The following is a 10311-nucleotide window of genomic DNA, read 5'->3' on the forward strand; positions in this document are numbered from 1 at the left end:
GATTGGCAAAAATAACCTGTTTGGGCCGTTCCTTCAATTTTCGAGCCAAGGTTGTGATCCAGTACCGAAGCTGACCGCATGCGGCCTGATGCTCCTTCCGTGCCGGACCGGCTGGTTTGGGAAAGGTCGCCTGGCCACGCCGCAAGTCATTGCCCGACCGGCGATCAGAAACTAGGCTGCTGGAAAGGCTCAACCTTTGGCGTTTGCCAGGCGGGGGCCGAGACACGAATTTCCACTTCCGCCGTCACATGCGGAACCCAAAACCGGCAGGTCAGAGGAGCAACAGGATGTCATTGAAACTGGAAGAAATGTGCAGCGGCCTGGGATTTCCCGAAGGTCCCGTGGCGATGGATGACGGCTCGCTGCTGTTCGTTGACATCAAGAACCAGACGCTGGAGCGCCTTGGAACCGACGGTAAGCTGAGTGTGGTGGCCGAGATCCCGGGCGGGCCCAACGGGGTTGCAATCGGACCTGATGGCGCGGCCTATGTCTGCAACAACGGCGGCGTTTACAGTTTCGTGCCTTACGGGCCGGAACAGATCACCGTCCCTGCCCCGATCCGCCCGCACTACACGGGTGGCTCCGTACACCGGGTCGATTTGGCAACCGGAGAGGTCACGCTTCTTTTCGACGCCTACGAAGGCAAGCGCCTGATTGCGCCGGATGACATCGTTTTCGACACGTCCGGGGGCTTCTGGTTCACCGATACCGGCATTCAGGACGAGGAATCCACGCGCTATGGCGGGCTTTATTATGCGAGCATCGACGGCAGCACGCTGGTCAAGGCCGCGACGATCCCGATGCCGAACGGTGTCGGGCTGTCGCCGGATGGCAAGACGGTCTATGTGTCCGACACGGTCTACGGGCGGCTCTGGGCCATGGAAATCACCGGACCGGGAGAGTTAAAACCGGGGCCGATGCCGGGAATGCCGGGGAACGTGGTGCAGACGCTTCCGGGCTATCAGTGGCTCGACAGCCTCAAGGTCGAAGAGGGTGGCCGGGTCTGTGTCGGCACGATCTTCAATGGTGGCATAACCGTCTTCAGTCTGGATGGCACGACCGAGCATGTGGAGATCCCCGATCTCTTCACAACCAACATGTGCTTTGGCGGCAGCGACATGCGCGACCTGTGGATCACGGCGTCGAGCACGGGCAAGATCTACAAGGTCAGATGGCCGCGCCCGGGACTGAAGCTGGCATATACCGCCTGAGGTCCGGACCTATTCGGAGCGGGTCATCACGGGCTCAACCCAAGGATGTGTGCGGCGTGACATTTTGGCTGCCTTTTTTTCGTGCCGTTGCGGCAGGATGTCCGCGCATGGTGGCCGGACGAAATTTCGTATTGTAAGCTCGCCGCCCAAATGGGGGAAGCCACCAACATAACAGCACGACAACCGGAGAACCTTGGCGAGCGGCGCCAGGTGTCGGTTCTGTTTGCTGATATGGTTGGCTACACCGCCATCGTTTCGGAGCTGGGCGAGGAAAAGGCGCTCGAATTCATCCGTCTGGTCTATGAGAAGCTGACAAGCGCCGTTGAGGACCATGGCGGCACGGTGCGCGACTTTGCCGGCGACAGCATCATGGCCCTTTTCGGGATACCCGAAGCGCTGGAGGACGCCGCGTTGCGCGCCTGCCGCGCGGCATTGTCGATCCATGCGACATTTGCGGTGGCCGCTGACGATATCGAAGCCCGGTTCGGCGTGCGTCCCAGCATGCGGGTCGGCATCAGTTCGGGCACCGTCCTGATGGCGGCTGTGACCGGAGAACACGGGCCGGCGACCGCGGTGGGCAGCACGGTCAACCTGGCCTCGCGCATCGAAAGCCTGGCACCGCCCGGTGGCAGCCTGATCTGCGACACGACGCGGCGGCTGGTCGAATGGGTCGCCGAGCTGAGCTTTAACGGCGAGCATCAGATCAAGGGTCTGGCCAAGCCGCAGAAGCTGTGGAACCTCCAGTCCATCCGCGACAGCGCCACGCGCTTTGACGCCTCGCTCGCACGTGGGCTCAGCAGCTATGTCGGGCGTGAGGGCGAGCTGGTGGCGATGTCCGCCGCGCTGGTGCGGGCCAAGAACACGCTTTCGGTGATCGATCTGGTTGCCGAGCCGGGGCTTGGCAAAACGCGCCTGGTCTTTGAGTTTCTCAAACGGGTCCCGTCCGAGGAAGCCTCGGTCATCACGGGGCATTGCTTTGCCGACGGCCAGCAGGTTCCGTTTCTGCCGCTGCTCGAAATCGTGCGCAGCTCGTTCCGGATCAGGGATGCGGATGATCCCTCGGAAGTGGCGCGCAAGCTGGACGCGGGTTTGCAGGTTTCCGGATTGCACTCGGAAGAGAATCTGGGCCTTTTGCTGAATCTGCTGGGCCTGAGACCGCCGAGTGGAGCGCTGGACGGGCTGGACGGCGTTCTGATCGGCCTGCGCACGCGCGACCTTTTGCGTGCGCTGCTGAAGGCCAAGTGCAGCCAGGGCAAGACAATTCTGCTGATCGAGGACAGTCACTGGATTGACAGCGCGTCCGAGGACATCCTGCGCAGGCTGATAGAGAGCGGCGAGCAGGACAATCTGCTGATCATCCAGACGCGGCGGCCAGAATATGTGCCCGATTGGCTGGACAATTCCAGAGTGACCACCATCGCGCTGGAACCGCTGGCGCCGGACGATATCGCGCATATGGCTCAGACGCGGCTGGGCGTGGACCTGCTGCCCGATGATCTGAAACGTCAGTTGACCGAACGCGCGGGGGGCAATCCTCTGTTTGGCGAAGAGATACTGAGCTTTCTGCTGGATCAGGGCGCCTTGCGGATCGATGCGGGTACTGCGGATTTCGATGCCGAGCTGGGCGAAAGCGGTCTGCCGGTCACCATGCAAAGCCTGCTCACGGCCAGAACGGAACGGCTGCACCCCGAAGACCGGGAGCTTTTGCAGGCTGCGGCCGTGATCGGGCGGCGTTTCGACCCGGGCCTGTTGTCCCTGTTGGTCGACAATGCGGACGATACCGGTGCGGCGCTGGAAAGGTTGCAGACACTCGACATCGTGCACCGCGAAATCAACTCGTCGGACTATATCTTCAAGCATGTCCTGTTGCGGGATTCGGTCTATCAGAGCCTGGTCTCGACGCGCCGGACCGAACTGCATCTGGCGATCGCCCAAGCCCTTGAGATACGGAACTCGAACCGTCTTCAGGAAGCCGCGGAAACCCTGGCGTATCACTATCGCCACACGGATCGCACGGATCTGGCCTTTACCTATAGCGCGATGGCGGGTGCCAAATCTCTTGGTATTTACTCACTGGACGAGGCCAACCGGTACTTTGTCTCGGCGCTGGAACTGTATCAAAGCGACCCTGGCTGCGCGACCAAAGAGCAATTCGCCGAGTTCCTGTCGGATTTCGCGCTGTGTTCGAATATCTCGCTGCGGGTCACGGCGATGATCGAGCTGGCGGACAAGGTCAGGCCAATCCTCGAACAGGTCGGTGACAATCGTCACCACGCGCTCTTTCTGCATCACTACGTGTCCTGCCTTGTGTGCAACGGCAAATATCACGCGGCGCACAGCATCCAGCAGGAACTGACGGCCATGGCCGAACGTCTTCGCGATCCGGCGTCCAAGGCCTATGCCATGGTGAACGAGCTGTCGGTGTCGATCTACTATTCGCCCATCGCGAATGAGGTGTTCGAGGCGAAAAAGCGGGAAATCGAGGCGGTTCTGAAGCGCATTGATGATGCCTATATCCAGAACTTCTTTCTGGCCACCGTCGGGTGGAACGAGCTCACCCGAGGGCGGGTTGCCAAGGCGCATGAAACCGCAGACCAGATGATCGCCCTTGGCACGTCCAAGAACGACCCGCGCGCGCTGGGCTATGGCACCGCGATGAAGGCCCTGATCGCGATGGTGACGGACGACCATGAACTTGCGCTCAGGATGGCCGAAGAGGCGCGCAACGCATCGAGGGTCGAGTTTGAGCTGGCAATCGCCGAAGCGGCGCGGGTCGGCTCGTTGGTGCCGCTGGAGAAGCCGGGCGCGCTCGAGACCGTTCAGCGGCACGTAGACGAGTGCAGCGCCAAGGGTTGGGCCCTGTTCACGGCGGGGCCCGAGACGATGTTGGGCGTGGCCTACGCCATGAACGGGCAGATCGCCGAAGGGTTGCGTCAGATCGAGGACGTGATCCAGAGGCGCGACGAAGAAGGAACGCAGGTTGCCGCCGACTGGGGCCGGCTGTTTCTGTGTGAAATGCATCTGGCCATTCTCACGGGCGAGGGCGGCGGGTCCATCGGTGTTCTGCTCAGGAACCTCCGGACGATCATCCGGGTGATGCTGACCGGTGAGAAACGGCTGATTTCCCTGATCGAGCGGGTGCGGAAGAACCCGCAATTCGACACCAAGGGCCATTACATTGCCCGCTGCGACATGATCATGGGCCTTCTCTACAAGGCCAAGAAGAAAAAGCCTCTGGCCGTGCAGCACCTGACCGACGCGCGTCTGATTGTCGAAACCGCCGGGCAGTCGCCGATGCTTGCACGTATCGACGCGGCGCTGGCGGAGCTGGCCTGACGCGTCCAGGCCAAGCGGATCGCTCAGTCGGTCAGTTCCGACAGGTATTTGATGGCGGCGATGCTGGGCAGGAACGTGTAGGCCCCGCCGCGCGCCTTGATCAGACGCGGGAAACCGCGCAGGCGGATCGTTTTGCCGTCGGGCAGCGACATGTCGAACCAGCTGGTCTCGGGCGTGTTTGCCCCAAGCAGCGGGTCGTTTGCGCCGGTGATCGTCGGATCATGCAAGCCGAGATTGATCCAGTCGCACATGACCGCCTCGAACTGCGCGCCGATATTGGCGCCGATAAAGCTGCCGAGCAGCCCGCGCTCTCGGTCATCGGGGTTTTGGGGGTCGAAATCCGGGCCGTAGGACATGCCGCGCCGCACCAGCCGCCGCGTGTAGTTTGCGATGCGCTGGACGATCCGGCCGCCACGTGGGTTGCCGCGCCGCAGGTGAGAGCCCGCCGGGCAGCGTGAGCCGTGCCAGTAGTTGAAATTGGTCAGGGACACGGGCGGGTCGGGGAATTGCGCGTCCGGCGACAATTCGTATGGCACCCCGTTGCGCCAGCGCCCGCACATTTGTGCCGCCACGACCTCGCGCAGGGCGCCGTGCATGTCCAGCCCCTTGCCGATCCGATCCAGATTGTCCGGGTCCGCAAGCTGATTCACGTCGGGATGGGCCATCAACTGGGTGGCAGCCTGATCGAGATAGGTTTCGAACCCGACCACATCCTGCGCCAGCACCCGGAAGGCGTTGAAGGATCCGTTAAAGCCCAGCTCATGCGGTGTCGGCACGCGGAACAGGACGCCCTCTTGCCGGGTGGGATAGCCCAGGAGGGCGGTGCCGAGCGGATCTATGGGTTCATCCACGCCCACCTGATCGGGGTCGATGACATGTTTGAATCGCGGCTGCGAGATGCCGTCGACATAGCCGAAAAACACCTTGCCCTCGGGCAGGTTGCGCCCGTTGCGCACCCCCAGAACGGTAAAGGCCTTGGCCACCTGAGCCTCGACCTGATCGAGCGGTTCTTCGGTATCCGCATGGATCGAGGCGATGATGTGCACGCGTTCAGGTTTGTCAAACGGGGCTGGCCAGTGTTCCGGCGCGCTGTCCCCGAAGTCACCGATTTTAATCGCGCGTTTGGCCATGCCCTGAGCGAACTCGGTCGGGAAGGTCTCAAGATGCTCGGACGGGGTGCCCAGTGCCCGCAGCCCTTCGAAGGTTATGCCGATGTTGAAGCAGACCGGCGGCTTTTTACGCCAGGTCGTGTCCCGCGTGATCGCGGGCACATCGGCGCTGTTGCCATCGACCGATGCCGACAGAAACCGCCGTGCGGCGGAGCGGTCCGTGATCTCAAGGACGAGGTGCCGCACAAGGTTTCGGCGGTATCCCCGCAGGATGTTGCCCTGAATATCGGCGAGATTGAACGCTTTGGTCACCAGCCCACTCCGAATTTACTGCGCACCTGTGCGGCCGACACGCCGGGATACGCGCGATAGCCTCCACCGAGTGAAATGTTGGGGTTTGCATGCAGTTGCAGGATCAGCTCGCGCGGCAGCGACCCCAGCATATGGGGCGGCTTGTTGGGCGGCAGGCCCTTGGCCGCGTCCTGCAATCCAAACAGGTCCGTCGGGAAATCCGGCGCCTGAAACAGGTCATGATCCTGCACCCAGTCGATGAACTCTTCGACGTTGTGTTCGGTGGGCATCAGCGCCTCGCCGCCTTCGACCAGCGACATCACATCATCGAAGACGCTGCCAATCGTGGTGATGAAATCGCGGATGTAGTTGCTGAAATCGCCATCGTAGACCGAAATCATGCAGATATGGTTGTCGATCAGCAGGAACCGCGCGAAGTGGACCGTGCCCACATTGTCGAGGCCGGCAAATATCTCATCCACATTCTGGGCGATGGCCAGCGTTGCCCGCGCGCGGCCCGCCGGAGAGGGATCCTTGAGCGGCATGATCAGGTTCATCATACGCTGAACATTCTCGCTGGGCTGAGGCGATGGCCGCGGCCCGCCCGGCAGCTTGGGCTTGGGCTCTTTCCAGGCCCAATAGGGCACCACCACATAGCGGGACAGGAAATTGAACCACCCACGGTCGGGCAGGCTGTTGACGTACCGATTGAACCAACTGTCCTGGCTAGTCATGGTCTTAACTCCCTGAAAAAGGGCAAGGTGTGGCGCCGCGCTGCTCGCTGGAAAGCTCGTAGACCTCCCTGCGTATGTGCAGCACGGGATCGTCCGAGGCTTCGATCCCCTCGGTCAGCAGGCCCGGATTGAAACTCAGTTTCTCGTTCTGCTCTTCCTGATCCTTGGGCACAGCATCCAGCGTGAGCGTCCCCATCATCACCCGCTGCCGGTGCGGCGGCCAGGGGCGCGCCGAGTTGTTGAAATCATCGCCGACCTCACCAATCACCATCATCAAGGAAAACCGTGCGGGTTCGGCGGCAAGGCGACCCTCGAGCTCCTGTTTCAGGTAATCGTCGACCGGCGGCAGACTGGGGTCGGTCCTGAGAACACCTGCAATCGGCTGCCAGCTAAAGCGCACCCACCGGCGGGTGTTGTCGGGCGCGGTTATGACGAAGGTATGGACGGCGTGGTAGGCCGCACGAACGTAGCTCACCGGCGCGCCGATGGTGGCGGCCTGCAACACGCCCAGTTGAGCATGAGCATTCTGATCCGCGAACTCGATCGCTCCTTCATCCGGGCTGATGGTCTCCCCGGGATAAGGGTCGCGCTTTGGCAGTGTCAGGTTCAACAGGTTGAGGATCTTCCGCCACGGCGATTCACCCTTGTAGGGTTTCGGCTTGGCCGCCAGAGCGAAGTCGAGGAAATCCTCGGGCGTGGGCGAGAAGAACTCGGGCAGGGTCATCGCGATAAGATCGGTATCCGTGCCATCCGAGAGGTGAAACCGCGTCGCCATCCCCCGCACGTCCGACCAGCCGTCGCGCACCGTGGCGCTGCCGGAACCGTTCGAGAACCGGACGATGACCTTTGTCTTGTCCTCCCGAAAATGATCCGCGACGCAGAAATTTCGTGCAATCGGAGAAGGCTTGAAAAACCCGGTGGCGCTGATGCCGATGGTGTGAACCGGGCGTTTCATCAAATCACCGTCAGGGCGGTGCAAAACCTCAACCAGTTTCTGGGCAATGCCAGTGTCGTCCATACGCCTCCCCTCCGCGTCCGAACAATTTTGCAAATAATTGATAGATTAACTTTTCGCGCCTTGGGTGCAACAATAACAAACACCACAACTTGCACAAACCCGGTCCCGGCAGGGGTTTTGCAGGGCGGCTACCAGTTATTGAGCATGTCGACGGCGCTCACCCAATCCCGGCTGTTTTTGGCGGCCTGGCAGGCCTCGTCCATCAGGTCATAGATTCCGGGTTCGTGCTTGGCCAGGCTGACCACCTTGGGCAGCGGCGGGTTCAAGCGCACCAGCCGATCCGTCAGGACCCGGCGCGCCATCCAGTACAGATTTTCGGCCGAGGTCGTCAGCATCAGTTCAAGCAGCGCGGCTTTTGGTGCGTTGGAGGTCACGCCGAACCATTTCAACAGGCCCCAATCATCGGGGTCCTTGACCATTTCCTTGGATATATCGGTAGGCTGCCGCCCGGTGCCGATCGAGAGCGCCTCGATATCAAAAAGACCGGCAGCCTGTTTTGCGGCAATCGCGATGTTGATCCCGTTCATCACCGGATTGTTGGCAAACGCACCACCGTCGGCGAAATAGCCGTAGTCGACGCCGTTCGCAACTATGCGATGCGGCGGGAAATAGGTCGGGGCCGCCGAGCTTGCCATTGCAACATCAAGGAGTTTGACCGCACGCATGTCCAGCCAGGGGCCTTCACCAAAGTCCTGATTGGTTACGGTAAATGGCGACCAGCCGACCTGATCGCTGCGGTGCAGGCAGACGGTGTTGACCGCCAATACGATACCCGGCGACAGCGATCCAACCGTGCGATCTTCGACAAGGGTTTCTCCAATCTCGGCAAGCCCTGTCGAATTATATTGCGCCGCGGTGATGCCGGGGCCGCCGTTCAACTTGAACCGTCTCAGAACCTCATCCAGCGCCTTGTCCAGGATACTGCGTTCGTTTTCGCGAAAGATCTTGTCGGCGTCGTCGCGGTAGATCGAGATCAGGTCGCCCAGCAACCGGGTCATGTCTTTGCCCTGAGACCTGCCATCGGCCAGCGCCACGGCAATCAGTCCACCGGTCGATGTGCCCGCAAACCCGTCCGCCTTGTCCAGGAATTGGGTTTCCTCCTGAAGACCTTGCAGGATCAGGCATGTCAAATACCCCCTAATCCCGCCACCATCGCAGGAAACCAGCCTGAACGTCATTGGACATGTCCCGTTTTTACCCGTTCTGACGGTACGTCTGCTAGATGCGTTTTCCAAGAGGGTCCCGGTGACCTGTTCATGTGGGGATGCGCGTCGGCCCGGTTTGCCGTTTGGCGTACCGGGCATCTTTGGGTCCAACCAAATCGTCAGTAATCTACTCGCTGTGAAGCCGTGTTGTGGTTTTGAAAGCTGTGGATCGCCAACTGCTCATGCGATCCTTTCGGCGCCAACGCTCAATCAACTCTTCCGACCAACCTGTTGCTGACCTCGACAAGATTGTCATCCGGGTCCCGGAAATACACCGACATCAGCTTGCCGATGGCGCCCAGTTTCTCGGCAGGCCCCTCTACGATGGTGACGTCGTGTGAGCGAAGTCTCTCGACAACGTCCTCAATGGGCGTATCGGTGACGAGACAAAAATTCCGTAAGCGTTGCATCTGACCCCCTTGATAGCATCTAACGCTCTCCCGGCCATGATGGCAAAATGCTCCAGAACCAAAGGAGGCGGAGCTGTGGGTCAACATCCACGATCATTTGAAGCTTACGGCTTCACCATTGAAGTTCATGCGGGCGGGCGGCGAGTGCGGCCTCCAAGCTTCAAGCGCTTCGTCAATCAGAAGTTGGATCGCGGCGAGCTGACCGTTGGCGAAGTCATGAAGACATGCAACGTCTCTCAATCGCTCATTTACAAATGGCGCGCCGATGTTCGTCGTGCCAGCACTCACAGGACAGAAGTTCGAGAGGAACGCATCTTTTCGGAAGTCGTCGTCGAGGCAGGCGAGGTCTGCGCCGACCGGCAAACAAATGACTCGTGCGTTGTCTTGCGCCGCAACTTGGTCGAGGTCTGCCTGCCAGCTTCGTATCCCGTCGAAAATCTGATCCGTGTCATCCATGCGCTGGACGGTGGCAGATGATCTCACCGTCCGGGAATTTCAAGCTCTACCTAGCCTCCAAGCCTATCGACTTTCGCAAGGGCATGGATGGGCTAGCTGCGTAGTTTATTTCCATCACGGCAAAAACCAACGTTCCGGCCGCAAGCCAGACCGCCGAGTAAAGCCCAAGTAAATAGAGGACAACGGTAAATAGGACGCTCTCAAGGGCTTGTTTCCGCCATCAGCACCGTCCCGATGGATAAAATGGCAAAACCAATCACCATAACGGACAGTAAGACCGTCTTGCCCAGGCCGACAATCGTCTGCCGTAGGCGGGCGCAACGTCGATCATTCGAGGCCTTCTCTCAGGGATCATACTGATCCCGGAAGGCGAAGCATATACCGTTGAACTGATTGGGGAGTTGGCGGGTTTGCTTGCGTTGGGTGGGTCTCAGAACGAACAAAGCCGCCCTGAGGCGGCTCGTTCGACACTTTGTTCGACCTTGCTGGTTGCGGGAGCAGGATTTGAACCTGCGACCTTCAGGTTATGAGCCTGACGAGC

At 60.5% G+C, this 10311-nt stretch carries 8 protein-coding genes; 3 read left to right on the plus strand and 5 right to left on the minus strand.

All coding sequences use genetic code 11. The features are described from left to right. The first annotated feature begins 287 nt into the window (after positions 1–287). Both GOX53_RS19390 and GOX53_RS19395 read left to right on the plus strand, forming a co-directional pair. A complete protein-coding gene (locus tag GOX53_RS19390) occupies positions 288–1211 on the plus strand; it encodes an SMP-30/gluconolactonase/LRE family protein (RefSeq protein WP_171179261.1) in 924 nt (307 codons plus the stop codon). A 210-nt stretch (positions 1212–1421) separates the two neighbouring features. Beyond that, positions 1422–4547, plus strand: coding sequence for an adenylate/guanylate cyclase domain-containing protein (locus GOX53_RS19395; RefSeq protein WP_171179263.1), 3126 nt, complete (start codon positions 1422–1424; stop codon positions 4545–4547). A gap of 23 nt (positions 4548–4570) precedes the next feature. Here GOX53_RS19395 and GOX53_RS19400 read toward each other — a convergent pair whose 3' ends face one another. From GOX53_RS19400 to GOX53_RS19420, 5 genes are all read right to left on the minus strand, one after another. Continuing rightward, a complete protein-coding gene (locus GOX53_RS19400; RefSeq protein ID WP_171179264.1) occupies positions 4571–5968 on the minus strand; it encodes a peroxidase in 1398 nt (465 codons plus the stop codon). Next, complete coding sequence (locus GOX53_RS19405) at positions 5965–6681, minus strand: hypothetical protein (RefSeq protein WP_171179266.1); 717 nt, start codon at positions 6679–6681, stop codon at positions 5965–5967. Before GOX53_RS19405 ends, GOX53_RS19400 begins: the two co-directional genes overlap by 4 nt. Positions 6682–6685: 4 nt before the next feature. Then, positions 6686–7699, minus strand: coding sequence for a catalase (locus GOX53_RS19410; protein ID WP_171179268.1), 1014 nt, complete (start codon positions 7697–7699; stop codon positions 6686–6688). A 128-nt stretch (positions 7700–7827) separates the two neighbouring features. Then, positions 7828–8877, minus strand: coding sequence for a patatin-like phospholipase family protein (locus GOX53_RS19415; RefSeq protein WP_171179270.1), 1050 nt, complete (start codon positions 8875–8877; stop codon positions 7828–7830). A 233-nt stretch (positions 8878–9110) separates the two neighbouring features. Beyond that, entirely contained in the window at positions 9111–9314 is a 204-nt protein-coding gene (locus GOX53_RS19420; protein WP_171179272.1) for a VOC family protein, read from the minus strand. A gap of 75 nt (positions 9315–9389) precedes the next feature. Between GOX53_RS19420 and GOX53_RS19425 the strand changes: the two genes are divergently transcribed. Continuing rightward, positions 9390–9791, plus strand: a complete 402-nt coding sequence (locus GOX53_RS19425; RefSeq protein WP_171179274.1) for a hypothetical protein — start codon at positions 9390–9392, stop codon at positions 9789–9791. Positions 9792–10311: the final 520 nt, after the last annotated feature.

This window comes from Ruegeria sp. HKCCD8929 (assembly GCF_013031405.1).
In the GTDB taxonomy this organism is placed as follows: domain Bacteria; phylum Pseudomonadota; class Alphaproteobacteria; order Rhodobacterales; family Rhodobacteraceae; genus Ruegeria.

What these genes read in the sequence shown, in the direction of transcription:
- GOX53_RS19420 (WP_171179272.1), bottom strand. Translation starts at nt 9,314, where the DNA reads ATGCAACGCTTACGGAATTTTTGTCTCGTCACCGATACGCCCATTGAG.
- GOX53_RS19405 (WP_171179266.1), bottom strand. Translation starts at nt 6,681, where the DNA reads ATGACTAGCCAGGACAGTTGGTTCAATCGGTACGTCAACAGCCTGCCC.
- GOX53_RS19410 (WP_171179268.1), bottom strand. Translation starts at nt 7,699, where the DNA reads ATGGACGACACTGGCATTGCCCAGAAACTGGTTGAGGTTTTGCACCGC.
- GOX53_RS19415 (WP_171179270.1), bottom strand. Translation starts at nt 8,877, where the DNA reads ATGACGTTCAGGCTGGTTTCCTGCGATGGTGGCGGGATTAGGGGGTAT.
- GOX53_RS19390 (WP_171179261.1), top strand. Translation starts at nt 288, where the DNA reads ATGTCATTGAAACTGGAAGAAATGTGCAGCGGCCTGGGATTTCCCGAA.